Here is a 26,933-nt window from a genome sequence, read left to right as displayed (position 1 = left end):
ACCTGCCCATATCTACCCGCATCCACCTCTTCCCGCCTGTATCTCTCATCTGCACATCTGAAAGGGACATCAGTCATGCGCATTGGCATCCTGGGGCTGGGCCGCATCGGCGCCTTCCACGCCGGAACTCTGGCCGGGCTCGACGTCGTGGAGCAGCTGGTGGTCTCCGACCCGGTGGCCGCGGCCGCCGCCTCCGCCGCCGAGAAGTACGGCGCCACGGTCGCCGACTCGCCCGAGGCCGTGTTCGCCTCCGGGATCGACGGGGTCGTGGTCACCGCGGCGACGGACGCGCACCCGGGGCTGATCCTGGCGGCGGTCGAGGCGGGCATCCCGGTGTTCTGCGAGAAGCCGGTGGCGAAGACGATCGAGGAGAGCCTCGACGTTCTGCGTGCCGTGCAGGGCGGCGATGTGGAGGTCCAGATCGGCTTCAACCGCCGCTTCGACGCGGGCTGTGTGACCGCCCGCGAGGCCTTCCTGAACGGCGAGCTGGGCCGGCTGCACACCGTACGCTCGACGACCCTGGACCCGGCGCCGCCGCCGGCCGGGTACGTGGCGTCCTCGGGCGGCATCTTCCGGGACTGCGCGGTCCACGACTTCGACGTCGTCCGCTGGGTGACGGGCCGGGAGGTCGTGGAGGTCTACGCGACCGGCGGCAACCGGGGCGCGGACTACATCAAGGAGGCCGGCGACGTGGACACCGCCTCGGCTCTCCTCACCTTCGACGACGGCACGATCGGCGTCATCTCCAACTCCCGCCACAACGCCCGTGGTTACGACGTCCGCCTGGAGCTCCACGGCATGAAGGACAGCATCGCCGCCGGCCTCGACACCCAGCTCCCGCTCCGCTCCGCCGAGCCGGGCGTCACCTTCCCCTCCGGTCCCCCGCACAACTTCTTCATGGACCGCTTCGCCCCCGCCTACCGCGCCGAACTCATCGCCTTCACCGAGGTCGTCGCCGGCACCCGCACCTCCCCCTGCACCGTCGCCGACGCCATCGAGGCGAGCTGGATCGCCGAGGCGGCGACCCTGTCTGTGGCGGAACACCGGCCGGTGCGGCTGGACGAGGTGCGCAAGGAAGCCGCCTGACCGTCCACACCGCGGAGCCGAACACACTCGCGCCGGCGACCGTCCCCCCGGGCGGTCGCCGGCGCGAGCGGCGTCATCATGCGGACGCCGTCATGGTGCGGCCGTGGTCAGGGCGTGGGCCTCTGGTCGCAGTCGGGGACTCCCGCCAGCCAGGCAGGGCCCTTGATGTAGATGTTGGTGACCCAGGCCTTGTAGTCCGGCAGGTAGGACCACACATCGTTGGTGTAGCCGTCGGAGGTGACCTCCTCCGCGTGCTTCTGGCACTCGACGCGGATGGTGGTGGAGTACGGGAAGGCGTAGACACGGGCGGCCGCGAGGCGGGGTTCGGCCTTGGTCCAGACGTCGGTGCCCCAGGTCTGGTGGATGTGGCCGGTGACCTGGCCGGTGTTGACGCGGACGGCGCCGTAGTAGTTACCGTTCAGGCGCACGTCACTGACCATGAGCTTGGTGCCGGACTCCTTGGCCTCGACCATCTTGCCCGCGCCGAGGTAGATGGCGATGTGGTGCAGGTCCTTCGAGGTGCCCCATGCCAGCAGGTCGCCGGGGAGCAGCGGGGCGAGACCCTGGGCGGCGGTGAAGCGTTCGGCGGCGCGGTGCGTGTAGTACTGCTGGCTGGCGACGCCGTTGAGGATGTCCGAGCCGGTGGCCTGGGCGTAGGCGTGTCGGACGAGGCCCGAACAGTCGAAGCCGCGCCGTTCGGGGTCGTGCGCGCTGTCGTCCGGGTCGGTGGGGTCCACCTGCCCGTAGGTGGCGCCGGGTTGGGCGCCGTGGCCGCCACCCCACGTGTACCAGGTGCCGGCCGCGACCTCGGTGCAGGCGGCGGCGATCGCGCGCTCGGCGGCCGCGGAGGCGCCGGGCGCGAGGACGCCGCACTCGTCGGCGGCGGCAGCGGCCGGTGCCGCCTGCGCGGCGGCGGCCGTGGAGACCGGCGCCCAGAAGAGGAAGGCGAGGAGCGCGATCAGTGTGCGGATGAGTCCGGTCCGGCTCACCATGCCGGGACCCCCGTTTCCTGTTGACGTGGTTACAGCAGTCGGATGAATCGGTCGTGTTGGCGTGCGGGAAGCAGTCGCGGCGCTCTGCCGACGCTCTGCCGGTGCCGTGACGGGACGTGCTCGGTGTGGTCGGGAAGCAGCCTGCTGGCGGTAGGCCCCGCGTGTCGAGATCCGGATGTCGCCCCATCCGGTCAGGCAACGGGGAAACATCCGGGAAACCCCTTCCGAGCAGGGCGGTTGGCCATCACCTGATCACCGCCCTCAGGTGCGGCCACAGGCCGATCCCGCCGACACGGGCACCCCCGGCAGGAGGCTTTCACGTTCGTCGGGGCCGATTCCGGCGCGCAGCCGGCAGATCTCCGCGAGCCGGGCCCCGGGGTCGAGGTCCCACAGCCGTACCGTGCCGTCGGTGCTGCTGCTGGCCACCGTCCGCCCGTCGGGCGCGAAGTCCACGCCCCACACGGCGTTCGTGTGGCCGGTCAGCGTCGCCCACGGCCGCCGCGCGGCGACGTCCCACAGACGCACCGTACGGTCGTTGCCGCTGCTGGCGAGCATGCGGCCGTCCGGTGAGAAGGCGAGGCCCCGGGCGGAGCCGGAGTGGCCCGTCAGGGCGGCCTCGAAACGGCGTTCGCGGACGTCCCACAGACGGATCGTGCCGTCGTTGCCGCTGCTGGCGAGGGTGCGGCCGTCGGGGCTGAAGGCCACGCCCCGTACCGCGCCCGAGTGTCCCGTGAGCTCGGCCAGCGCGCGGTGCGAGGCGACGTCCCAGAGACGCACGGACAGGTCGTCGCCGGCGCTGGCGAGGGTGCGGCCGTCGGGGCTGAAGGTGACGTCGTTGACGTAGTCCTTGTGGCCGGTGAGCTTCACGAGCTGCTCGCGCTTCGTCACGTCCCACAGGCGCACCGTACGGTCGGCGCCCGCCGACGCCAGGGTCCGCCCGTCGGGTGCGAAGGCGACGGAGAAGACCGGTCCGGCATGACCGGTCAGCGTCGCCAGCGCCTCTTGCCTCGCCACGTCCCACAGGCGGATCGTGCCGTCGGATCCCGCCGAGGCGAGGGTGCGGCCGTCGGGCGCGAAGGCCACCGAGAAGACGGTCTCGGTGTGGCCCTCCAACGGTTTCAGCAGCGTGTGCGTCTTCGCGTTCCACAGCCGCACCGTGTGATCGGCGTCGGCGGTGGCCAGCAGTCTGCCGTCGGCGCTGTACTCGGCCTGCCAGACCTCCGTGAACGGACGCGCCGTCAGCACCGGCCCGCCGAGGTCCCAGAGAACGACGGACTGGTCGAATCCGGCCGTGGCCAGCAGGGCGCCGTCGGAGGTCACGGCCACCCCCAGGACGTAGTCGGTGTGTCCGGCGAGCACGGCGGTCTGCCGGCCGCTGCGCACGTCCCACAGCCTGGTCGTCCCGTCACCGACCGCGCCGACGACCGTCGCGCCGTCAGGTGTGTAGGCGACGGCGTTGATGTCGTCGCTGCTGCCCGTGAACGTCGCGGTCTGCCGGCCACCGCGCACGTCCCACAGCCGTACGGTCCGGTCGACCCCGGCGGAGGCCAGCTGGCTGCCGTCCGGGGAGAACACCGCGCCCAGCACCTCGTCGGTGTGTCCTTCGAGAACGTCGAGCCGCCGCGCGCGGTCGGTGTCCCAGAGCCGTACGGTCCGGTCGTCACCGGCGGAGACCAGGGTCCGGCCGTCGGGGGCGTAGCCCAGCGCGTTGAGTGTTCCCTTGTGGCCGGTGAGCGAGGCGGTGAGCCTGCGGCGGTCGACGTCCCACAGCTGGACGGTCCCGTCGGCGGCCGCGACGGCGAGCGCACGCCCGCGCGGGTCGAAGGCGACCGCCCGGGCCCCCTTCGTGGCGGCGGACAGCACGGCCTTCCTGCGGTGGTCGGCGGTGCTCCACACGCTCACCGGCCCGTCGGTCGACGTCACCGCGAGAGTACGGCTGTCGGGGCTGAAGGCGACCGAGCGCACCCGTCCGGGGACGGTGAACGTGGCGAGCTTCCGGTGGCCGTCGGCCACGCTCCGCAGGGTCACCGTGCCGTCGGAACTGGCTGTCGCCAGCAACCGGTCGTCCGGCGCGAAGGCCACCGCGTTGACCGGCCCGCGGTGCCCTCCGAGCCGGGCGGTGAAGGGCTGGGACTGGGTGCTGAGCAGGGCCCCGCGTGCCTCGGCGGTGGTGTCGGCCCGGTAGGCCTCCTCCGCGAGCAGCATCGACGCCTCCGGCTGGCCCCCGGCGAGGGACGCGGACCGCACGGCGAGCGCCTGGGAGCGGGCGACGCGCTCCTGGTCGAGGGCGCTCTCCCGCTGCTGGTAGGCGAGGCCACCGGCGGTCACGGCGAGCCCCAGCAGGACGACGAGCGTGGCGACCATGGACTGCCGCAGCCGGGTCTGCCGCCCTGCCTGCCTGCGGCGGCCGTCCTCCTCCGCCTGACTAGCCCTCAGGAAGGCCTCCTCGCCCGGCCCGAGCCGGCTCCAGCCGTCCGACTCGTCGGCCCAGGACCGTACGGTCTCCAGGCGTGTGCCCCGGTAGAGGACGGACGGGTCGTGGTCCTCGCGCTCCCATTCGCCGGCCGCGTGGGCGAGTTGCTGGTGGAGGAGGAGCCCGGCCCGGTCGGCGTGGATCCAGTCCCGCAGCCGGGGCCAGGCGTGCAGCAGGGCCTCGTGGGTGATCTGGACCGTGTCGCTGTCCATGGTGATGAGCCGGGCCCGGACGAAGGCGTCGAGCGCGGCGGCGGCCCCGTCCGCGTCGGCGAACTGTGCCATCAGGGCGGCCCGGCTCATCCGGCGGCGGGTCGCCCCGGCCCCGTCCACGACGATCACCAGCCGGGACAGGATGCGGCGGATCGTCTTCTGCTCGGCCGGATACAACCGCGCGAACACGTTCTCGGCGGTCCGTGCGATGGCCCCCTGGATGCCGCCGGCCCGTTCGTACCCGTCGACGGTCAGCGCGGACTCCGAGCGCTGCTGCCAGGTGGCCAACAGGGCGTGGGAGACGAGGGGGAGCGCGCCGGAGGGTGTCTCGTCGGCGCCGATCGCGGTTCCCCGGGGTGCCGCCTCCGGCTCGTCGCGCAGTCCCGCGTCGCGCAGGAGCAGGGGGACGAGGCCGGGTTCGAGGGTGACCCCGGCGAGTTCCGCGGGGCATGTGATCGATTCCCGCAGCTCCGCCACGGACATCGGGGACAGGACGAACAACCCGTCGGTGAAGACCGGAGCCAGCTCGGGGAGATCCAGACAGTTGCCGGTGAAGTCGGCGCGTACGCCGAGCACCACGACAGCGGGCTCGTGGGTGCTCTCCGTCGACCGGGGGGTCGCCAGGGCGCTCAGCACCCGGACGAAGGAGCGTCGTTCGTCCTCGTCGGTGCAGAGGGTGAACAGTTCCTCGAACTGGTCGACGATCAGCACCGGTCGGGGTGGTGGGGGCAGCCGGTCGCCGGCGGACGGCGGCGGGTCGTCCGACCTGGTGCGTACGGCGTCGAGCAGCGCGTCGGGATTCTCCCGCACCTCGTCCGCGGTGATGCCGAGGTCGCTGCCCAGCGTTTTCGCGGTGCGTTCCAGCAGTTCGTCCAGCGGGCGCGAGGTGGGGGTGAACATCACCACGGGCCATCGGTCGGCGCCCGGCATCGGGAGGTCGCCACGTCGAAGAGCGGGTACGAGACCGGCGTTGAGCAGGGACGACTTGCCCGCGCCCGACGGGGCGGCCAGCATCAGTGGTCCGCTGCCGACCCGCTCGAAGATCCGCTCCACCAGTGCGGACGTCGCGCGCTCCCGGCCGAAGAACCATTCCGCGTCCTGCTGGGTGAACGCCGACAGGCCGCGGTAGGGACACGTCTCGCCGGAGTGCCGCTCGGACATGTCGGCTTCGGAACCCGGATCACCGTCGCGATGCGGTGCCTGCCGCACCAGCCGCAGCAACTCGCCCTCGGCGCACAGCACTTGGTCGCAGAGGCGGGCGACGTCGACGGTCGCGCGCTTCGTGCCGGTCTCGATCTTGCTGAGGTAGCCCTTGCTGTAGTGCGTCTGCCGTGCCAGATCGGTGAGTGACAGTCCGCGTTCCTGCCTCAGTCGCCTCAGTTGTACCGGGAAGGACTGCGTGGTCAGCGCGTCCGGATCCCGTCCGTTTCGGTGGTCTGCGTCCTGTCTGTGCTGCGGGTCCCCCAAGGTGTCCCCCAAGGCAGTGCGGCCGTGAGACGGCGGATGCCCAGGTTACTGCCGGGACGGTTAGGCCAGCCAAGCCTTTCACCCGGAGTGGCGCAAACACGAACGTCCGGAACCGCGGGTGGGCGGTTCCGGACGTTCGTACGCCGGAGGCGTCAGGTCCACAGGGTCGAGCAGAAGCTCCGGTTCACCCACCTGTGCGCGCTGATCCTGTTGTCCGCGCTGGTGCCGTCGTTGAACCGGTTGTAGGCCAGGTCGGCGACGTACAGCTCACCCGGCGCGAGGCAGCCGTGGCCGCCGCCGTAGCCGGCGTGGTCGTAGAACGCGACGTGGTCCAGGCTGCCGGCATAGCCGCGGTTCATCACGGACGAGGCCTTGTCGGAAGCGTCACCCCAGTCGGCGGCGTTGCCCGTGCCGACGTAGATGAGGGTGCCCTGACAGTTCGGAAGGTCCCAGGCGTACACCTTGCCGTTACGCGGACCCCACAGGTCGCCACAACCGGCGACGGCGCTGTCGGCCGCCTGCGCGGCCGTGGTGGGCACGGTGACGCCGAGCGCGGTGAGCCCGAGAAGCGCCGCCGTGACGGTGAGCTTGCGCATCGTGTGTTCCCCCTTGCGTTGGTGTGGCGTGCCCTTGGACAGGGGCTCGGGCGGCCCGGGTGGTCAGGTCCGGGCCGCCCGGGCCGATCAGGTAAGGGTGGCGCCGCAGCCGCCGTTCACCCACTCGTGCGACCTGATGTTGTTGTCCACGATCACGTTGTTGGTGAACCGGTTGTCGGTCAGGTTGTCGGCGTACAGCTCGCCCGGGTAGAGGCAGGTGTGGCCCCCCTGCTGGTTTTCGAGGAAGTAGAACTTGACGATCGACAGGTTGCCGGTGTACCCGCGGTTCATGACGGACGAGGCCCGGTCATTGGCGCCACCCCAGCTGTCGAGGGTCCCCGCGTTGACGATCATGGCGTTGCCCTGGCAGTCCTGAGCGTCCCAGGCGTACATGTTGCCGTTGCGCGCACCCCACTTGCTGTCACAGACAGGGCCGGCGACGGCACTGTCTGCCGCCTGCGAGGTGGTGGCGGGTACGACGACGCCCAGGGCCGTAAGCCCGAGGAGCGCTGCCGTGACGGTGAACTTGCGCATGGTGATTCCCCTCGTTTCGTTGGTCGTGCGTGGGTGTGGTGCTGCCGCTGACCGCACGCCGGGCGGTGGCCCGGTCTGCCGTCATCGGTGGTCGGTGCGCGCCCGGGGCGAGTAGTGGTCAGTCACGCTCGGGAACGATGCGCACCGCCCGGTCGTAGGCCTGTTGACCGAGTTTCCGGTAGGTGTCGACGTCCTTGCCGAACCGGTCACGCAGGCGGTCTTCGTAGTACGTCTCCCGGGCCGACGCCACGGCTCGCAGGGACGTCTCGCGGGCACAGGTCGCGTCCGCCACGGCGGTCTTCCGCTCGGCGGCGAACGCCTCGTCGGCGCGGGCCTCGCCCAGTCGGCCGGTGTTGACCCGGACGGCATCGCGAGCTGCCTGGGGGTCGCTGTAGGGCTGTCCGGCCTTCTTCATGCACCGGGCCCAGGCCTCTGTCGCCCCGGTCAGCTGACGGTCTTTCATCAGGTCTTCGCCATAGAGGGCGTTGAGGCTCGTGGCGACCTTGCCGGTGCGGAACCATTCGGCCGGGTCACCGTAGAGCTTGCGCTCGGCCTCCTCGGTGCAGCCGCCGAGGCGTTTGCGGATCTCGCCGCCGCCCGGCAGCGCCGCGGTGAGCATGTGGGCGTCGTCGCCGCCGTCGAGGGCGATGTCGAAGGCGGCGCGCCGGTGCCCGGTGAGGCTCTGGCGGTAGGTGCCGATGGGGTTGTGTTCGTGTGCGCGCTGATTCTCGGCGTCGATCCGGCTTCCGTACCCGTACGTACGGGCCCACTCCACGTCGTCCTGGACGTAGCGCACCGGACGGCTCTCCGCGAGCGTCAGACGGCGGTCCTCCCAGTAGTCGAAGCCGTGCCGTTTCATGCACTGCTTCGTCAGGCGCTGCTGCGCATCCATGACGCGCAGTTCCTGCTGCCAGGTCAGCGCCCGGGGGCGCTGCTGTCGGTCCCCCTGCTCCCGGCCTCCGCCATCGCTGCCGGCGCATCCGGTCGCGGCGACCGCGGTGGCCGCCACCACCGCGCACAGAGACACGAGCACACGTCTCATGGGCCAACCCCCCTGGTCTCACGCTTGGTCGTGGTCTTGCTGCGTGCTGTCGAATCCAGAGTTGCCCCACTGCTCACCGGGGTCGACGAGTTTCCTGTTGCCCGCCTGTGAGGGGACCGGGAAACCAGCTACGACCTGGGGAAACACATGACCGGAGGCAACGCCGGCGACCTGGGCGGCGGGTAAACGGAATCCCGCTTCGCACAATCCTGCGCGATCCATTGACGCGCACATGCCTCCCTCTTATCTTCTGACCGAAGTTCCGCACAAGAGCCGAAATTTCGAACAACATCCGACGCCTCAGGGCAGTTCACGCAGAAATGGGACGAGCGTTGAACAGAACCCTCAGGGCGGTCCTCGCCCTCCTCACCTCGGTGGCCGCCCTCCTGGGGCTCACCACCGCCCTCGGCGGCACGGCCGGAGCCGCGGCCCCGCCCGCCGGGCAGGCGACGCGGTACACCATGACCGCGTTCACCAACAGCAGCGAGTCGAACATGTACGTCTACGACTCGCCGGACGCGACCGGCTTCACCCTCCGGAAGGGCCCGGCCTACACCCCGCCCTCCGGGCTGATCCGTGACCCCAGCATCTTCAAGCACACGGACGGCTACTACTACCTGACGTACACCACCCGCACCTGGTCGGCGCTGTCCACCACCATCGGCTTCGCCCGCTCCACCGACCGCCTCAACTGGACCTTCCTGTACGACTACACGGTCCCGATCAGCGGCCTCCAGCGCGCCTGGGCCCCGGAGTGGTTCGTCGACACCGACGGCAGCGTCAACATCATCCTGTCGGCGTCCGTCGCGGCCGACGGCGAGTGGATCTTCAAGCCGTACAAGCTGACGGCCACCAACTCCGCCCTCACCGCCTGGTCCGCGCCGACCGTGCTCTCCGGGATCAGCCCGAACTACATCGACACCTTCATCGTCAAGATCGGCTCCACCTACCACGCGTTCACCAAGAACGAGACGACGAAGTACATCGAGTACGCCACCGCCTCCAGCCTCACCGGCCCGTACACCTTCAAGAAGACCGGCAACTGGGCCGGCTTCGGCTCCGGGAAGGAGGGCCCTGCGCTCGTCCAGCTCGACAACGGCGGCTGGCGGATCTACTACGACGCCTACGGTGACCAGAAGTACTGGTACAGCGACAGCAACGACAACTTCGCCACCTGGTCGACCCCGGTCGAACTCCCGGGCCTCACCGGCTTCGTACGCCACCTGACCGTCCTGAAAGAGGTCGTGTCCGGTGGTGTCACCCTGCCGACCAACACCACCCGGTCCCTCCAGTCCGTCAACTACACGGGCCGCTACGCCGTGGTCCGCTCCGACAGCCTCGGCTACGTCGACCCGGTGACCTCCTCCAGCACCACCGCCGTCAAGCAGAGCGCGACCTTCACGATCGTGCCCGGCCTCGCGGACTCCAACTGCTACTCCTTCCGCGACTCCGCCGGCCGCTATCTGCGGCACTGGGACTACCGGGTCCGCTTCGCCACGGACGACGGGACGACCGTCTTCGACAAGGACGCCACGTACTGCGCCCGCCCGGGCACGACCTCCGGCTCGGTCCGCCTGGAGTCGTACAACTACCCGGGTCGCTACATCCGGCACTACAACTACGAGCTGCGCTTGGACGTGTACCAGGCCACGGACACGTTCAGGGCGGACAGCAGCTTCACCGCGGTGAGCCCCTGGGCGTAAGGGCGACAGACAGTCTCCCCGCGCCCCTTGAGGGGCGCGGGGAGACTGTTCGAACAACCCCTACTGGCCGTCACTCGCCATGACCCCGACGGACCCGAGCCGGAAGGCGCTCCGTGGGGTCAGAGGGGGGCACCTCCCTTGAGGACGGGACGGTCAGGGGCGGCGGGGGCGTAACCCATGGGACGAGTCGTGAACGTCCCCCTCCCCTGCGTACGACTACGCAGCCGCGTCGCGTACCCGAACAACTCGGCCAACGGCACAGTCGCGCCGATCACCACGGCCCCCGCCCGAGCAACGGACTCCGACACCCGCCCCCGCCGTGCCGCGAGGTCGCCGAGCACCCCGCCCACGGCGTCCGCGGGCACGGTGACGGTGACGTCGGCGACGGGTTCCAGCAGGCCCATCACACCGGTACGCATGGCCTCCCGGAGCGCGAGCCGCCCGGCCGTGCGGAACGCCATCTCCGAGGAGTCCTTGGAGTGGGTCGCCCCGTCGGTCAGGGTGACGCTCAGCCCGGTCACCGGGTGACCGCCGAGCGGCCCCTCGGCGAGGGCGTCACGGCAGCCGGCCTCGACCGCGCGGACGTACTCCTGCGGCACCCGGCCGCCGACGACGGTCGAGCGGAAGACGAAGCCCGTGGCAGCGCCGCCGACACCGTCGTCATCCGCCTCCAGCGGTGCCATGTCGAGGACGACATGGGCGAACTGCCCTGCCCCGCCGTCCTGTTTGACGTGCCGGAAGACCAGACCGGACACCCCGCGGACAACCGTCTCGCGATACGCCACCCTCGGCCGGCCGACCGTGACCTCCAGGCCCTGGGCCTGCCGGATCTTCTCCACCGCCACCTCCAGATGCAGTTCGCCCATCCCGGACAGCACCGTCTGACCGGTCTCGGGGTCGGTCCGTACGACCAGCGAGGGGTCCTCCTCGGCCAGCCGTGCCAGGGCCGTCGCCAGCCGGTCGGTGTCGGTGCTCCTGCGTGCCTCCACGGCCACGGACACCACCGGTTCGGCGACGGACGGCGGTTCGAGGAGCAGCGGCGCCGTCGGCGCGCACAGGGTCGCCCCCACGCGGGCCGACTTCAGCCCGACCACCGCGACGATGTCCCCGGCCACCGCCCGGTCCAACTCCGCGTGCCGGTCGGCCTGGACCCGCAGGATCCGCCCGATCCGTTCGCCGCGCCGCGTTCCCGCGTCCAGCACCGCGTCTCCCTTCTGGATGGTTCCCGAGTACAGCCGCAGATAGGTCAGCCGTCCGGTGGCCGTGGCGCTCACCTTGAACGCCAGGGCCGCGAGGGGCGCCCGGGCATCGGCGGCGCGCTCCTGTTCCGTACCGTCGTGCGTACCGCGTACGGCCGGTACGTCCAGCGGCGAGGGCAGATACGCCACGACCGCGTCGAGCAGCGGTTCGATGCCCCGGTTGCGGTAGGCCGAGCCGCACAGCACGACCACGCCCTCGCCGGTGCGGGTCAGGTCGCGTAGCGCTGCCGCCAGCGTCCGCGCGCTGAGCGTGGACTCCGCGCAGAACTCCTCCAGCGCCATGGGATGCAGTTCCGCCACCGCCTCCTCCAGCCGCCGTCGGCGTCGCTCCGCCTCGTCCCGCAGGGCCTCCGGCACCGGCCCCTCCTCGGCCGTGTCGTCGCCGTCCGCCCAGACCAGCGCGCGCATGCGCGGCAGATCCACGACACCGGTGAACCCGTCCTCCGTACCGATCGGCAACTGCACCACCAGCGGTGCCGGGTGGAGCCGCTGCCGGATCGACTCGACCGCCGTGTCGAGGTCGGCGCCCGCGCGGTCCAGCTTGTTGACGAACGCGATCCTCGGTACGCCGTGCCGGTCGGCCTGCCGCCACACCGACTCGCTCTGCGGCTCGACCCCCGCGACCGCGTCGAACACCGCGATCGCGCCGTCGAGCACCCTGAGCGAGCGCTCCACCTCGTCGGCGAAGTCGACATGGCCCGGCGTGTCGATCAGGTTGATCCGATGGCCGTCCCAGTCGCAGCTCACCGCGGCAGCGAAGATCGTGATCCCGCGATCGCGCTCCTGCGGGTCGTAGTCGGTGACGGTCGTGCCGTGGTGGACCTCGCCGCGCTTGTGCGTGGTCCCGGTGGCGTACAGGAACCGCTCGGTGACGGTGGTCTTTCCGGCGTCGACGTGGGCGAGGATGCCCAGGTTGCGGACGGCGGTCAGAGGGTTGTTGACGTTGCTGCGCATGGCCCGTGGCCTTTCAGTTGAGCTGTATCGGGGCAGCGCGATTCCCGTGCGGACACGACGGACGGCGAAGGCACGCAGGAGGGACGGAGCTGTCGCTCCGGCACATGCGTGGCTTCGGGATCAGGCGTTCGTCACGGGCATCCGGTACCGGCCGCGCAGCGGGCACCGGACGGACGAGGACACGAGGATCACCTCGTAGAGGGAACGGGGAACGACGACAGCGGTGCGGTCACACACGGCCGGGCTCCCCTCGATCGCTCTGCGTCAACTCGTCACGACGCGCGCGCCGCGGTGTCGTGCGGCGCGCGATGTGTGGCGATTCTAGAGAAGCGGACGCAGCCGGAGCACCGCATTTTTCAGCGGGCCGGTCCACGGCGCCACTCAGTGCTTCCGGGAGCGGCTGTGGGAATGCGGAATGTGGTGCGGTTCGTGGAGGTACCAGTAGCGACCGACGAGGGCGCCGCCGAAGACGACGAAGCCGACCCCGATGAGCCAGGACGTCACCATCAGGACGGTGCCGACCGAACCGTAGGAGACCGCGTTGCTCACGATGAGCGGGGAGAAGACCAGGTAGGAGAACAGGCGCAGGCCGCCCAGGCCCACGATCGTGGCGATGGCGCCCGGCAGGAGGGCACGCCAGGAGATCCGGCCGCCGAGCAGGAACCGCTGTCCCCACCAGAAGAAGAGCACGCCGAGCAGCGTGGACAGCACGAGCCGGGCCCATGAGCGCAGTGTTCCCGATCCCAGGAGGGCGCCGCTCTGCGCTTCGGCGAAGAGGTAGGCCGTCAGAGCGACAAGCCACACCGCGCGTCGCCATACGGTGTGCCAGCGCCCGGCCGACAGGTCCCAGACCTTCTCGTAACCGGTCTGGACACTGCCCGCGAACGTCACGCCGAAGACCGCGAGCAGCACCACGCTCAGGACACTGATCGTGCTCAGGACCTTGCGGGGTGCGGAGAAGAGGTCCTGCACGGCGTCGGCGGAGCGCCCGGACAGCCCCATGCCGTCGACGATCCACAGGGCGAAGCCGCGTTCCTGGATGGGGGCGGCCGCCGCGACCACGATCAGCAGCGGGGCGAACGTCACGAGTCCCAGCGCCGCGAAGCCCATGGCCCGGTGCATCAACTCCACTTCCCTGCCGCGCCGCCATACGCGCGTGGCCCTGCTGTGGAGGAAGCGGCGCAGTTTCATCGAGCGGTGCCCGCGACCGCGGGGGTGGCTCCTGTTCCTGCGCCTGCCGGGCCGGCCTTCCTCTGGGGGACCCGGAGCATCAGGCTGACCGGAAGAACGTGGAACGGCCGATGAACCGGACGGCTCGGACCGGTCCGGCGGTCCGACGGGTTCCATGGGTTCCGCCACGGGCTCTAGAGGTCCGACGGGACGACGGGGCCGACAGGCCGGACAGGACTGCCGCTTCTCCCCTGGCCGAGAGGGCCGCGACAAACCTGCCGCAGTGGTGGCCTCACTCGATGGCACATGCGTGGTCACCCCGTCCTGTTCCCATGCACCGGCATGAGGGCTCGTCCCCGCGCCGGCCCGGCCCATACGTCACGACTGGCTGCTTCCAGCGTGCCCCGCCGCCTCCGGATGCGCGACCGGCTCAGGCCCCGTGCACCAGCAGGCCAATCACAGAGCGTGACGGACGGGAGGGGGTGCCTGACGTACCTGACCGCAGAAGTGGCCGACAGGTGACCGAGTGAGATCCGTCGGCACCCCCGTGATCCGCACGAGCCACGTCGTAGGACTATTCGGCCCAGCATCCGCAACCGACCTGAAAAATGGCGCGTCTTCGACCCTGTTGGCCGTGCGTGCGGCCTTGCAAGCGAACAAAAGGGGGAACCTACGGTGAATCGAACCCGGAGATGGATGAGACGGGGAACGCTGCTGACCGCCACCCTCACCTTGGCATCGGCCGCGGTGGGATGCCAAGACACGGGGAAGGGCGGGGAGGGCTCGACATCGAAGCCTTCGAAGGCGGCCACTTCCTCGAAGAAGCCCGGCAGCGGCTCGGTCAAGGACGATGAAAAAGAATCGGCCAAGCCGTCGCCGGACTCTTCGAAGAAGCCGGGCAGCAGTGACTCAGCAGGTGCGCTGACCTGCGATCAGCTGCGGAACGCCGAGCTGCAGAACTCCTCCATGCGGCTGCCCGACGCACCCGAGGGGACCGTCGCTCTCACAAACGGACGGTGGGAAGGCGACGGTGTGGTGATCGAACTTCAGCCGCAGTGCGGCATTGGGGACATGACAGGCGACCCGGCGGCGGACGCCGTGGGCGCCATCAAGGTCACCACAGGGGGCACGGGCAAGTTCTACGGACTCGTCACATGGCGCAACGACGCCGGAACCCCGGTGCCGGCCGCCGCCGTCTCACTCGGCGACCGTACGCCGGTGGTCTCGATCGACATCTCCTCGGCACCCGCGAGGCAGGCGACGGTCGTCTACCTCACCCGCGGTGACTCCGATCCGACGGCCGTGGTGACGCTCAGGCGAACCGCTGTCTACCAGGTGACCGAGCCCGCCATGGTCGAACTCCACCACAGCGACGCCCCCTACACGCCGTGAGACAGGGCCATCAAGACGGCCCCGAAACACCACACGCCCGGCGTCTCAACCCGGGGCCGGGCGTGGAAATGGACCCATAAAAAAAGGATGGTGCCGCCCCAGAACCGGTCGGCACCATCCAAACGCCTACTACATGTGTCCGAGGGGGGACTTGAACCCCCACGCCCGATAAAGGGCACTAGCACCTCAAGCTAGCGCGTCTGCCATTCCGCCACCCGGACCAGGTCTGTGCCGCCTTGACGGGGGTGTTCCCCGCGGCGACATGGACAACAATACCAAGGTTTCGGGGTGCCCTTCACCTGCATATCCGGGCTCCGGACGGGGCCGTGCGGGCCTCGGTGAGCAGGCCCGCACGGCCTCACCCGGGGTGATCGGACAGTCACGATCCAGCCATGTCAGGCCGCGGACGGCATGAGGTGGTACTCGGGGAAGTTCCCCGGCAGCCGCTCCCCCGCCGGACCGCGCGTGACCGCCTTCACGAGCAGCTCACCGCCGACGAAGGCGCCCCGCCAGGACGCGCCGAAGCCGCCGAAGAGCTCCTCGTGGTCGCCGCGGGAGCGGGGTGTGCCGTGGCCGACCTTGAACGCCCGGATCTGGGGTGCCAGCCGCTCGTACGTCGCCCTGTCGTCGGTGGACAGGGTGGCGACGAGCGCGCCGTTCGAGGCGTTCATGGCGGCGAGCAACTCGGCCTCGGTGTCGACCAGGACGATCGTGTCGACCGGGCCGAAGGGTTCCGCGTGGTGGAGCGGGGAGGACGGGGGCGGGTTGAGGAGGGTGACGGGCTGGACGTACGCGGCGGTGTCCTGCCCGGGCAGGAAGCGCGCGTCGGCGAGCATGCCCCGGTGCAGCGGGACGGCGCCGCGGTCGACGGCCTCGGCGACCTGGTCGGTCAGCTCCTTGGCCTTGGCCGCGTTGATGACGGGCCCGAAGTCCAGCTTCGGATACGGGTCGTCGGGGTGCTCCACGGCCAGCGGGTGGCCGACCTTGAGCGTGCGGACCGCCGGAAGGTAGGCCGCCAGGAAATCGTGGAACAGCTCACGCTGGACGACGAAGCGCGGGTACGCCGTGCAGCGCTGCTTGCCGTAGTCGAAGAGCTTGGGGATGACGGCGGTGAGGGTGTCCCAGTCCGTGTGGTTCCAGATGCCCCAGGCGTTCAGCCCCTCCTGTTCCAGTACATGTCGTTTGCCGAGGTCGGCGACGGCCGTGGCCACCGCGGCGCCGGTGTCGCGGCCGCCGACGAAGGAGACGCAGCCGATCTCGGGGGCGCGTACGAGTGCCTCCGACAGTTCGCCTCCGCTGCCGCTGACGAGGGTGACGGGTATCCCTTCTCGGGCGGCGAGCGCGCTGGCCAGGGTGAGGCAGGCGACGCCGCCGTCGGTCGGGGTCTTGGCGATGACCGCGTTCCCCGCCAGTGCCTGGACCAGCATCGCGTGGACGAGCACGCTCATCGGGTAGTTCCAGCTGGCGATGTTGGAGACCGGGCCGTCGAGCGGGACGCGCCCGTCGACCATGGGCTCGATGCCGTCGACGTACCAGCGGACGCCGTCGATGGCCCGGTCCACGTCGGCCTGCGCGAGCCGCCAGGGTTTGCCGATCTCCCAGACGAGGAGCAGGGCGAGCAGTTCGCGGTGCTGGGTGAGGGCGTCGAGGGTCGCGGCGACGCGGGCGCGGCGTTCGTCGAGGGGGACGTGGCGCCAGGCGCGGTGCTGGTCGAGGGAGGCGCGTACCGCCCGGTGCGCGGTGGCGCCGTCCAGTCGGGGCGGGCCCGCGATGGGGCTGCCGTCGACGGGGCTGGTGGCCGGGAGCGCCCGGCCGTCGGCCTGCCAGGCGGCGCCCCAGAGGTTGAGGACACGGTCGTCCCGGAAGGCCTCGGGGGCGACGGCTAGACAGCGCTGCCAGGCGTCGGTCCAGGAGGTGCCGGATTTGAGGGTGAGGATGGGTGCCATTGATGCTCCGCTCTCGGTGCACAGTCGAGAGAAAGAAGGGCCCGCAGGGCCTTCCTTGGAAGGGTGGTGGCTGGAGACGGGCGGGCGGGGTGGTGCATGGCCGGGGGCCGGCCGGACGAGTGATGTCACGCACCGTCTTCCAGGGCGGCGAGCACGAGCCGGGCCGTCTCGGTGGGAGTGCTCCCGACCCTCACCCCGACCGCTTCCAGCGCCTCCTTCTTGGCCTGCGCCGTACCGGACGAGCCGGAGACGATCGCGCCGGCGTGCCCCATCGTCTTGCCCTCGGGCGCGGTGAACCCGGCGATGTAGCCGACGACGGGCTTGGTGACGTGGTCGCGGACGTACGCGGCGGCCCGTTCCTCCGCGTCGCCGCCGATCTCGCCGATGAGGACGATCAGTTCGGTCTCGGGGTCGTCCTGGAACGCGGCCAGGCAGTCGATGTGGGTGGTGCCCACGACGGGGTCGCCGCCGATGCCGACGCAGGTGGAGAAGCCGATGTCGCGGAGTTCGTACATGAGTTGGTAGGTGAGGGTGCCGGACTTGGAGACCAGGCCGATGCGTCCCGGCTTGGTGATGTCGGCGGGGATGATGCCGGCGTTGGACTGGCCGGGGGTGATCAGACCGGGGCAGTTGGGGCCGATGATCCGGACGCCCGTGGCCTGGGCGTACGCCGTGAAGGCGACGGAGTCGTGGACCGGGATGCCCTCGGTGATGACGACGGCGAGGCCGATGCCGGCGTCGGCGGCCTCGATCACGGCCGCCTTGGCGAAGGCGGGCGGGACGAAGACGACGCTGACGTCGGCGCCGGTGACCTCGATGCCCTCGTGGACCGAGCCGAAGACGGGGACGGCACTGGGGGCACCTCCCAGGCCCTCAAGGCACTGGGGGACGTCGAAGTCGACGGTCCGGCCCGCCTTTCGGGGGTTGACGCCGCCGACGATGTTCGTGCCGGCCGCGAGCATGCGGCGGGTGTGCTTCATGCCCTCGCCGCCGGTCATGCCCTGGACGAGGACCTTGCTCTCCTTGGTGAGGTAGATGGCCATGTCCGGGCTCCTCAGATCGCGTGGGCGAGGTCGGCGGCGCGGCGCGCGGCGCCGTCCATGGTGGTGGCCTGGTGGACGAGGGGGTGGTCGCGGTCGTCGAGGATGGCCCGGCCGCGTACGGCGTTGTTGCCGTCGAGGCGGACGACCAGCGGTTTGGCCAACTGCACGCTGTTCAGGGCCTGCACGATGCCGTCGGCGACCGCGTCGCAGGCGGTGATCCCGCCGAAGACGTTGACGAAGACGGACTTCACGGCCGGGTCGGAGAGGATGACGGAGAGGCCGTCGGCCATGATCTGGGCCGAGGCGCCGCCGCCGATGTCGAGGAAGTTGGCGGGGCGGGCGCCGCAGCCCGCGACCACGTCGAGGGTCGACATGACGAGTCCGGCGCCGTTGCCGATGACCCCGACCTCGCCGTCCAGCTTCACGTAGTTGAGGCCCTTGGCGGCGGCGGCCGCCTCCAGCGGATCGTCGTGCGCGAAACCCTCGTCACCCCAACGCAGCTGCCGGAACGTGGCGTTGTCGTCGAGGGTGACCTTGCCGTCGAGGGCGAGGATCCGGCCCTGTTCGGTACGGACGAGGGGGTTCACCTCGACGAGGAGCGCGTCCTCGCGGGTCAGCACCCCCCAGAGCCGTACGAGGACGTCGACGGTCTGTGGCGGCAGGCCGGCCGCCGCCGCGATCTCGGCGGCCTTCGCCGAGGTGACGCCCTCGACGGGGTCGATCGGGATACGGGCCACGGCCTCGGGCCGGGTCGCGGCGACCTCCTCGATCTCCATACCGCCCTCGGCCGAGGCGATGGCGAGGAAGCGGCCGGCGGCGCGGTCGAGGACGTAGGAGACGTAGAACTCGCTCTCGATCGCGACGGGTTCGGCGACCATCACCTTGCGGACGGTGTGGCCCTTGATGTCCATGCCGAGGATCTGTCGTGCCGTCAGTTCGGTGGCGGCGGGGTCGGCGGCGAGCTTCACTCCGCCCGCCTTGCCGCGTCCACCGGTCTTCACCTGGGCCTTGACGACGACGCGTCCGCCCAGCCTGCGGGCGATCTCGCGGGCCTCCTTGGGCGAGTCGGTGACCTCGGCCCGTGGCACCGAGATGCCGTGTTCCTCGAAGAGTTCCCTTGCCTGGTGCTCGAAAAGGTCCATTCCGGCTCCTGACTCAAAAGTGCCGCACGCCCCCTGGACACCACTCACCGGATGCGGGATAACAAGCTTCATACAGTATTCGTCGACTGTATGCAATCACCGCGAGAGCGTTCCAACCCCTACGAAGGGACAGGACTTCGCCATGCCTGACGACAGCCGCGACAAGAACGAGGCCCTCATTTCCGGTGGTCACCTCGTCGCCAAGGCACTCAAAGCGGAGGGGGTGGAGGTCATCTACACCTTGTGCGGCGGCCACATCATCGACATCTACGACGGCTGCGTCGACGAGGGCATCGAGGTCGTCGACGTACGCCACGAGCAGGTCGCCGCCCACGCCGCCGACGGCTACGCCCGTATCACCGGCAAGCCCGGCTGCGCGGTCGTCACCGCCGGCCCCGGTACGACCGACGCCGTGACCGGTGTCGCCAACGCATTCCGCGCGGAGTCCCCGATGCTGCTGATCGGCGGCCAGGGCGCGCACACCCAGCACAAGATGGGGTCCCTGCAGGACCTGCCGCACGTCGACATGATGACGCCGATCACCAAGTTCGCGGCGACCGTGCCGGACACGGCCCGCGCCGCCGACATGGTGTCGATGGCGTTCCGCGAGTGCTACCACGGTGCCCCCGGCCCCTCCTTCCTGGAGATCCCGCGTGACGTGCTCGACGCCAAGGTGCCCGTGGAGAAGGCACGCGTGCCGAAGGCCGGCGCCTACCGGGCCTCGACCCGCTCGGCCGGTGATCCCGAGGCCATCGAGAAGCTCGCCGACCTGCTGGTGCACGCCGAGAAGCCCGCGATCCTGCTGGGCAGCCAGGTGTGGACGACCCGCGGCACCGAGTCCGCGATCGAGCTGGTGCGTACGCTCAACATCCCGGCGTACATGAACGGCGCGGGTCGCGGCACGCTCCCGCCCGGCGACCCGCACCACTTCCAGCTCTCCCGGCGGTACGCCTTCTCCAACGCCGATGTCATCGTCATCGTCGGTACGCCCTTCGACTTCCGCATGGGCTACGGCAAGCGGCTGTCGCAGGACGCGACCGTCGTGCAGATCGACCTCGACTACCGGACCGTCGGCAAGAACCGCGACATCGACCTCGGGATCGTGGGCGACGCCGGGCTGATCCTGAGGTCGGTGACCGAGGCGGCCTCCGGGCGCCTCAACGGGGGCGCGTCGAAGCGCAAGGAGTGGCTCGACGAGCTGCGCGCCGCCGAGCAGACCGCCATCGAGAAGCGGCTGCCCAGCCTGAGGTCCGACGCCTCGCCGATCCACCCGTACCGGCTGGTCAGCGAGATCAACGACTTCCTCACCGAGGACTCGATCTACATCGGCGACGGCGGCGACATCGTCACCTTCTCCGGGCAGGTCGTACAGCCCAAGTCACCCGGGCACTGGATGGACCCGGGCCCCCTCGGCACGCTCGGCGTCGGCGTCCCCTTCGTGCTCGCCGCCAAGCAGGCGCGGCCCGACAAGGAGGTCGTGGCCCTCTTCGGTGACGGCGCCTTCTCCCTCACCGGCTGGGACTTCGAGACCCTCGTCCGCTACAACCTTCCCTTCGTCGGCATCGTCGGAAACAACTCCTCCATGAACCAGATCCGTTACGGCCAGGCCGCCAAGTACGGCCTGGAGCGCGAGCGGGTCGGCAACACCCTCGGCGACGTCCACTACGACAAGTTCGCGCAGATGCTGGGCGGTTACGGCGAGGAGGTCCGCGACCCCGCCGACATCGGCCCGGCCCTGCGAAGGGCCCGCGAGTCGGGCAAGCCGTCGCTCATCAACGTCTGGGTCGACCCGGACGCGTACGCCCCCGGAACCATGAACCAGACGATGTACAAGTGAGGGGACCCCGGTGACCACCGAGACCGCCACGACCGACACCACCGCCCAGTCCGCGCCGCCCGGCAAGGCGCTCGCGGGCATCCGCGTCCTCGACATGACGCACGTCCAGTCCGGCCCGTCCGCCACGCAGCTGCTCGCCTGGCTCGGCGCGGACGTGGTGAAGCTGGAGGCGCCGACGGGGGACATCACGCGCAAGCAGTTGCGCGACCTCCCGGACGTCGACTCCCTCTACTTCACGATGCTCAACTGCAATAAGCGGAGCATCACCCTCAACACCAAGACCGAGCGCGGCAAGGAGATCCTCACCGAGCTGATCCGGCGCTCCGACGTCATGGTCGAGAACTTCGGACCCGGCGCGGTCGACCGCATGGGCTTCACCTGGGATCGCATCCAGGAGATCAATCCTCGTATCGTCTATGCCTCCATCAAGGGGTTCGGCGAGGGCCCGTACACCAACTTCAAGGCGTACGAGGTCGTCGCGCAGGCCATGGGCGGGTCGATGTCGACCACCGGCTTCGAGGACGGGCCGCCGCTGGCGACGGGGGCCCAGATCGGGGACTCGGGCACCGGCATCCACGCCGTGGCGGGGATTCTCGCGGCGCTGTACCAGCGGGAGAACACCGGGCGCGGTCAGCGGGTCAATGTGGCCATGCAGCACGCCGTCCTCAACCTCTGTCGGGTGAAGCTGAGGGACCAGCAGCGGCTGGCACATGGCCCGCTCCGTGAATATCCCAACGACGACTTCGGCGACGAGGTTCCCAGGTCCGGTAACGCGTCCGGCGGCGGCCAGCCCGGCTGGGCGGTCAAGTGCGCGCCGGGCGGCCCGAACGACTACGTGTACGTCATCGTGCAGCCCGTCGGCTGGCAGCCCATCAGCGAGCTCATCGGCCGGCCCGAACTGGCGGACGACCCCGAGTGGGCGACGCCTGAGGCCCGGCTGTCCAAGCTCAACAAGATGTTCCAGCTCATCGAGGAGTGGTCGTCCACCCTGCCCAAGTGGGAGGTGCTGGAGCGGCTCAACGCCCACAACATCCCGTGCGGGCCGATCCTCTCCACCAAGGAGATCATCGAGGACGAGTCCCTGGTCTCCAACGAGATGGTCGTCACCGTGCCGCACCCCGAGCGCGGCGACTTCGTGACCGTCGGCAGCCCGCTGAAGCTGTCCGACTCCCCCGTGGACGTGACCAGTTCACCCCTGCTCGGCGAGCACAACGAAGAGGTCTACGTCGGCGAGCTCGGCCTCGGCGACGCGGAGCTGCGCCTGCTCAAGTCGAACGGAGTGATCTGATTGATGGCCGAAGACCGGGTGCTGAGGGTGCGCGCACTCCTCGCCACCGTGCGGGCCGAGGGCCGCGACGCGCTGACCGCTCCCGAGGGCAAGGTGATCGCCGACGCGTACGGGATCGCCGTACCGGGCGAGGAGTTGGCGAAGGACGTCGACGAGGCGGTGAGGTACGCGGCGCGTTTCGGCGGGCCGGTGGTCATGAAGATCGTCTCGCCGGACATCCTGCACAAGACCGACGCGGGCGGTGTGATCGTCGGGGTGGAGGGCGCCACCGACGTGCGGGCCGCGTTCCACAGGATCATCGAGAATGCGAAGGCGTACGCCCCTCAGGCGCGCGTCGAGGGCGTCCAGGTGCAGGAACTGCTGCCGAAGGGGCAGGAGGTCATCGTCGGTGCGGTGACCGACCCGACCTTCGGGAAGGTCGTCGCGTTCGGGCTCGGCGGGGTGCTGGTCGAGGTCCTCAAGGACGTGACGTTCCGGCTCGCGCCGGTCGACGCGGACGAGGCGCTCTCCATGCTGGACTCGATCCGTGCGGCGGAGATCCTGCGCGGGGTGCGCGGGGCGGCCCCGGTGGACCGGTGGGCGATCGCCGAGCAGATCCGCCGGGTCTCCGAACTCGTCGCGGACTTCCCGGAGATCGCCGAGGTGGACCTCAACCCGGTGATCGCCACCCCGGAGTGCGCGGTCGCGGCGGACATCCGGGTGATCCTCGCGGAGTCGGTGCCGAAGCCCCGGCGTACCTACACGCGCGAGGAGATCCTCACCTCCATGCGCCGACTGATGGAGCCCTCGTCGGTCGCCGTGATCGGGGCCTCCAACGAGCAGGGCAAGATCGGCAACTCGGTGATGCGCAACCTCATCGACGGCGGTTTCTCCGGGGAGATCCACCCGGTGAACCCCAAGGCCGATGACATTCTGGGCCGCAAGGCGTACAAGAGTGTCACGGACGTTCCCGGTGAGGTGGATGTGGCGGTCTTCGCGATCCCCGCCAAGTTCGTCGCGGCGGCGCTGGAGGACGTGGGTCGCAAGGGCATCCCCAACGCCGTACTCATCCCGTCCGGGTTCGCGGAGACCGGTGAGCACGGACTCCAGGACGAGATCGTGGCGATCGCCGAGCGGCACGGCATCCGGCTGCTCGGGCCGAACATCTACGGCTACTACTCGACGTGGCAGGACCTCTGCGCCACGTTCTGCACGCCGTACGACGTCAAGGGCGGGGTCGCGCTGACCTCGCAGTCCGGTGGCATCGGGATGGCCATCCTGGGCTTCGCGCGCACCACGAAGACGGGTGTGTCGGCGATCGTCGGGCTGGGCAACAAGTCGGACCTCGACGAGGACGACCTGCTGACCTGGTTCGGCGAGGACCCGCACACCGAGTGCATCGCGATGCACCTGGAGGACCTCAAGGACGGGCGGGCCTTCGTGGCGGCCGCGCGGGCGACCGTCCCGAAGAAGCCGGTCGTGGTCCTGAAGGCGGGCCGTACGGCGGCCGGGGCGAAGGCGGCGGGCTCGCACACGGGCGCGCTGGCGGGCGACGACGCCGTGTACGAGGACATCCTGAAGCAGGCGGGTGTCATCAGGGCGCCGGGGCTGAACGAAATGCTGGAGTACGCGCGCGCGTTGCCGGTGCTTCCGGCTCCCCAGGGCGACAACGTCGTGATCATCACGGGCGCGGGCGGCAGCGGCGTACTGCTGTCGGACGCGGTGACCGACAACGGGCTGTCCCTGATGGAGATCCCGCCGGACCTGGACGCGTCCTTCCGGAGGTTCATCCCGCCGTTCGGGGCGGCCGGCAACCCGGTCGACATCACCGGGGGCGAGCCTCCGTCGACGTACGAGGCGACGATCCGGCTGGGCCTTGAGGACCCGCGCATCCACGCGCTCGTCCTCGGTTACTGGCACACCATCGTCACGCCGCCCATGGTGTTCGCCGAGCTCACCGCGCGCGTGGTGGCCGAGTTCCGGGAGCGCGGCATCGAGAAGCCCGTGGTGGCGTCGCTGGCGGGCGATGTCGAGGTCGAGGAGGCCTGCCAGTACCTCTTCGAGCGCGGGGTCGTGGCGTACCCGTACACGACCGAGAAGCCGGTGGCCGTGCTCGGCGCGAAGTATCGCTGGGCGCGGGCGGCGGGACTGTTGGGGGGCGGTCGGTGAGCTGAGCGACGGCTCGAACCACGGGGCCTGCGGCGACCGCTCACCGCGGGCCCCGGCGCAAAGAAGCACGGACAGGGGGCGCTGGCCAGACTTCTTCCACGCGGAGGGTTCGATCGACATGGCAACAACTGACATCTCCACATCCGTCCCCTACAGGGAGGTGACGGACGCCAACGGCCGGATGTACCGGATCGGCGAATCCGACCTGGACATCATGGGCCGCAAACGCAAGTGGATGGTCATCCTGCCGTGGGTGGGCATGATGGGCATCAGCTCGGCGGAGTACGCGTTCGCGTCCGCCGAGGACACGCTGCACACGGCGCACAGCTGGAGCAGCGCGCACATCTTCTGGATGCTGGGCGTCTGGGTCTTCTTCCAGGCGGCCGTGGCCTTCCCCGCCGGCAAGCTGCGGGAGAGCGGCAAACTTCCGGCCCGTTGGGCGATGATGCTCGGCGCCGTCGGCACGCTGCTCGGCTATCTCTCCCTGGCGTTCGCGCCGCATGTGATCGTCGCGTACATCGGCTTCGGCATGTTCAGCGGCATGGGCGCGGGCATGGTCTACGCGACCTGCGTGAACATGGTCGCCAAGTGGTACCCGGAGCGCAAGGGCGGCAAGACCGGCTTCGTGAACGGCGGTTTCGCCTACGGTTCGGTGCCGTTCGTCTTCATCTTCACCGGCTACATGGACCTCACCAACTTCCGCTGGGTCCTCGTCTGTGTGGGTCTCTTCCTGGCGTCGGTCGTGGCGGTGGCGGGCTACTTCTTCCGCGATCCGCCGAAGAACTGGTGGCCGGCCGACGTCGACCCCCTGAAGAAGCCCACCGACGCCCGCGCCCGGCGCGCGATGGAGAAGAACCCGCCCGCCGTGCACCAGTACACCCCCAAGGAGGCGTGGAGGACCGGCCGTGTAGCCCTCATGTGGTTCTGTCTGCTGTGCACGTCAGGTGTGAACATCTTCGGTATCGCCTTCCAGGTCCCCTTCGGTGACGAGGCGGGCTTCGCGGGTGGCATCGTGGCGACCGCGATGTCGTTGAAGGCGATCGTGAACGGCACGGGCCGCGGTGTCATCGGCTGGCTGTCCGACCGTTACGGCCGCAAGCAGTGCCTGATCTTCGTCTGTATCGTCCTCGGGCTGTCGCAGTACGGCATCCTGTTCTCCGGGAACATCGGCAACCTGCCGCTCTTCCTGCTGTTCTCGTCCATCTCCGGCTTCGGCGGCGGCGCCATCTTCCCGATGTTCGCCGCGATGACCGCGGACTACTTCGGTGAGAACAACAACGCCTCCAACTACGGCCTGGTGTACTCCTCGAAGCTGGTGTCCGGCCTGCTCGGTTCCGGCATGGGCGCGGTCGTGGTGTCCGCCTGGGACTACGCCGGCGCCTTCGTCCTGGCCGGCTCGATCTCCCTCTTCGCCGGCTTCGTCGCCCTCTTCCTGCACCCGCCGGGGCGGCCCCGCCCCCGGCACATCACTCCCAACCCCCGTCCGCTCGGGGACGAGGTGGCCTGACGCCTCGGCGTACGGCAGCAGTCGGCCGCCCCGTGGTCTCGCACCACGGGGCGGCCGCCTGCTGCCGTTGTTCCCCGGCTTCGGTCAGCACTTCTCCCGCAGGGAGTGCAGGTGCTCGCTGGAGCGGCGGGCGAAGGTGAAGGACTCGGTGGGGTTGTCGTGTTCGGCCTGCCAGTGGTGGGCGAGGCGGTGGCCCTTCAGGCGGGTGACCGCCGAGATGAACTTCTGGTAGTCGATGTCGCCGTCGCCGACGTCCACCATGCGGTAGCCGAAGGGGTTCGACGGGTCGCTCTCGCCGTCCTTCACATGGAAGAGCGGGTAGCGGTCGGGGCGCTTGAGGACGTAGTCGAGGGGCTCGAACGGCGCGGGTGTTCCGTCGGGCCGCTTCGAGAAGCGGAACTGGGCCACGTACGCCCAGAAGATGTCCATCTCCAGATAGACGAGGCGGGGGTCGGTCTCGCGGAGCAGGACGTCGTAGAGGCGGACCTTGGGGTTGTCGGTGGCGAAGGAGAACTCCTCGGAGTGGTTGTGCTGGTAGAACTTCATGCCGCGTGCCTTGGCCGCGGCGCCGTAGGTGTTGAACTCCTCGGCGGCCCGCTTCATCGCGTCGACGGTCATGCCGTAGCGGAAGGGGCCGGCGGCGGTGCCGATGTGCTTCAGGCCGAGGGCCTGGGCGTCGTCGAGGACCTTGGTGAGGTTCTGCGCGAAGGTGTACGCGTTCGGGTCGCTGGAGTAGTAGCCGACGTGGCTGCCGATCGGGGTCAGGCCGTGGTCGCGGGCCAGGCGCTTGAGCTGGGCGAGCGTGATGGGGCCCGCCGAGCCCTGCGTGTACCCGGCGAACTCGACCTCGTCGTAGCCGTACTTCTCCAGTTCGGCGAAAACAGGCGCGAAGCCGAGGGTGGAGACCTTGTCGCGCAGGCTGTAGAGCTGGATGCCGAGTCGGCCGGGCGGAAGGACGGGGCGGCCCCGGCCCGTCGCCGCCGTGGCGGGAGCGGCCGTGGCGGGAGTGGCCGTGGTGCCCAGCAGCGCGGCGACGGTGGCGCCCGCGGCCACGCCGAGCATGCCTCGTCTGCTGAGGCGGTGGGTGAGTTCGGGATCCGGCTGGTGAGTGCGGCTCATGCCTGGAACTCCTCTGCGTGGAA

The 26,933-nt window shown here is 70.0% G+C and carries 18 protein-coding genes and 1 tRNA gene; 7 read left to right on the top strand and 12 right to left on the bottom strand.

Features of this window, described 5'->3' with window-relative positions; genetic code table 11:
- Positions 1–75: 75 nt before the first annotated feature.
- Positions 76–1,086, top strand: coding sequence for a Gfo/Idh/MocA family protein (locus JIX55_RS41315; RefSeq protein WP_257568330.1), 1,011 nt, complete (start codon positions 76–78; stop codon positions 1,084–1,086).
- Positions 1,087–1,193: 107 nt separating this feature from the next.
- Here JIX55_RS41315 and JIX55_RS41310 read toward each other — a convergent pair whose 3' ends face one another.
- The 5 genes from JIX55_RS41310 to JIX55_RS41290 form a co-directional block, all read right to left on the bottom strand.
- The gene (locus JIX55_RS41310; protein ID WP_257568329.1) at positions 1,194–2,078 is read right to left on the bottom strand and encodes a C40 family peptidase; all 885 of its coding nucleotides are present in this window, start codon (positions 2,076–2,078) and stop codon (positions 1,194–1,196) included.
- A 261-nt stretch (positions 2,079–2,339) separates the two neighbouring features.
- The gene (locus JIX55_RS41305; protein WP_257568328.1) at positions 2,340–6,230 is read right to left on the bottom strand and encodes an nSTAND1 domain-containing NTPase; all 3,891 of its coding nucleotides are present in this window, start codon (positions 6,228–6,230) and stop codon (positions 2,340–2,342) included.
- A 152-nt stretch (positions 6,231–6,382) separates the two neighbouring features.
- On the bottom strand, positions 6,383–6,826 hold the full coding sequence (locus JIX55_RS41300; protein WP_257568327.1) for a peptidase inhibitor family I36 protein: 444 nt from the start codon (positions 6,824–6,826) through the stop codon (positions 6,383–6,385).
- Positions 6,827–6,913: 87 nt separating this feature from the next.
- The gene (locus JIX55_RS41295; protein WP_257568326.1) at positions 6,914–7,360 is read right to left on the bottom strand and encodes a hypothetical protein; all 447 of its coding nucleotides are present in this window, start codon (positions 7,358–7,360) and stop codon (positions 6,914–6,916) included.
- A 118-nt stretch (positions 7,361–7,478) separates the two neighbouring features.
- Positions 7,479–8,402: a hypothetical protein gene (locus JIX55_RS41290; protein WP_257568325.1), complete on the bottom strand. Its 924-nt coding sequence runs from the start codon at positions 8,400–8,402 to the stop codon at positions 7,479–7,481.
- Between the two features lie 332 nt (positions 8,403–8,734).
- Between JIX55_RS41290 and JIX55_RS41285 the strand changes: the two genes are divergently transcribed.
- On the top strand, positions 8,735–10,105 hold the full coding sequence (locus tag JIX55_RS41285) for a glycoside hydrolase family 43 protein (RefSeq protein WP_257568324.1): 1,371 nt from the start codon (positions 8,735–8,737) through the stop codon (positions 10,103–10,105).
- Positions 10,106–10,224: 119 nt separating this feature from the next.
- Here JIX55_RS41285 and fusA read toward each other — a convergent pair whose 3' ends face one another.
- Entirely contained in the window at positions 10,225–12,318 is a 2,094-nt protein-coding gene (gene fusA / locus JIX55_RS41280) for an elongation factor G (RefSeq protein ID WP_257568322.1), read from the bottom strand.
- A gap of 381 nt (positions 12,319–12,699) precedes the next feature.
- On the bottom strand, positions 12,700–13,509 hold the full coding sequence (locus tag JIX55_RS41275) for a YihY/virulence factor BrkB family protein (protein WP_257568321.1): 810 nt from the start codon (positions 13,507–13,509) through the stop codon (positions 12,700–12,702).
- A 1,050-nt stretch (positions 13,510–14,559) separates the two neighbouring features.
- Between JIX55_RS41275 and JIX55_RS41270 the strand changes: the two genes are divergently transcribed.
- The gene (locus JIX55_RS41270) at positions 14,560–14,880 is read left to right on the top strand and encodes a hypothetical protein (protein ID WP_257568320.1); all 321 of its coding nucleotides are present in this window, start codon (positions 14,560–14,562) and stop codon (positions 14,878–14,880) included.
- Positions 14,881–15,016: 136 nt separating this feature from the next.
- Here the strand turns inward: JIX55_RS41270 and JIX55_RS41265 are convergent.
- The 4 genes from JIX55_RS41265 to sucC form a co-directional block, all read right to left on the bottom strand.
- Positions 15,017–15,101, bottom strand: a tRNA-Leu gene (locus JIX55_RS41265).
- Between the two features lie 174 nt (positions 15,102–15,275).
- Positions 15,276–16,826: an aldehyde dehydrogenase family protein gene (locus JIX55_RS41260; protein WP_257568319.1), complete on the bottom strand. Its 1,551-nt coding sequence runs from the start codon at positions 16,824–16,826 to the stop codon at positions 15,276–15,278.
- 125 nt (positions 16,827–16,951) lie between these two features.
- Positions 16,952–17,869 (bottom strand): succinate--CoA ligase subunit alpha, encoded by a 918-nt coding sequence (sucD, locus tag JIX55_RS41255; protein ID WP_257568318.1) that lies wholly within the window; start codon positions 17,867–17,869, stop codon positions 16,952–16,954.
- Positions 17,870–17,880: 11 nt separating this feature from the next.
- On the bottom strand, positions 17,881–19,011 hold the full coding sequence (gene sucC, locus JIX55_RS41250; protein WP_257568317.1) for an ADP-forming succinate--CoA ligase subunit beta: 1,131 nt from the start codon (positions 19,009–19,011) through the stop codon (positions 17,881–17,883).
- 142 nt (positions 19,012–19,153) lie between these two features.
- Between sucC and JIX55_RS41245 the strand changes: the two genes are divergently transcribed.
- From JIX55_RS41245 to JIX55_RS41230, 4 genes are all read left to right on the top strand, one after another.
- Positions 19,154–20,848, top strand: coding sequence for a thiamine pyrophosphate-binding protein (locus tag JIX55_RS41245; RefSeq protein WP_257568316.1), 1,695 nt, complete (start codon positions 19,154–19,156; stop codon positions 20,846–20,848).
- A gap of 10 nt (positions 20,849–20,858) precedes the next feature.
- On the top strand, positions 20,859–22,136 hold the full coding sequence (gene frc / locus JIX55_RS41240) for a formyl-CoA transferase (RefSeq protein WP_306820084.1): 1,278 nt from the start codon (positions 20,859–20,861) through the stop codon (positions 22,134–22,136).
- 3 nt (positions 22,137–22,139) lie between these two features.
- Complete coding sequence (locus JIX55_RS41235; RefSeq protein ID WP_257568315.1) at positions 22,140–24,284, top strand: acetate--CoA ligase family protein; 2,145 nt, start codon at positions 22,140–22,142, stop codon at positions 24,282–24,284.
- Between the two features lie 118 nt (positions 24,285–24,402).
- Positions 24,403–25,791, top strand: coding sequence for an OFA family MFS transporter (locus JIX55_RS41230; RefSeq protein WP_257568314.1), 1,389 nt, complete (start codon positions 24,403–24,405; stop codon positions 25,789–25,791).
- A gap of 84 nt (positions 25,792–25,875) precedes the next feature.
- Here JIX55_RS41230 and JIX55_RS41225 read toward each other — a convergent pair whose 3' ends face one another.
- On the bottom strand, positions 25,876–26,910 hold the full coding sequence (locus JIX55_RS41225; RefSeq protein WP_257568313.1) for a sugar phosphate isomerase/epimerase family protein: 1,035 nt from the start codon (positions 26,908–26,910) through the stop codon (positions 25,876–25,878).
- Between the last annotated feature and the right edge of the window lie 23 nt (positions 26,911–26,933).

This window comes from Streptomyces sp. DSM 40750, from assembly GCF_024612035.1.
GTDB lineage: Bacteria > Actinomycetota > Actinomycetes > Streptomycetales > Streptomycetaceae > Streptomyces.
Note: the sequence above shows the minus strand (reverse complement) of the source record. Positions and strands in the feature narration are given on the sequence as shown.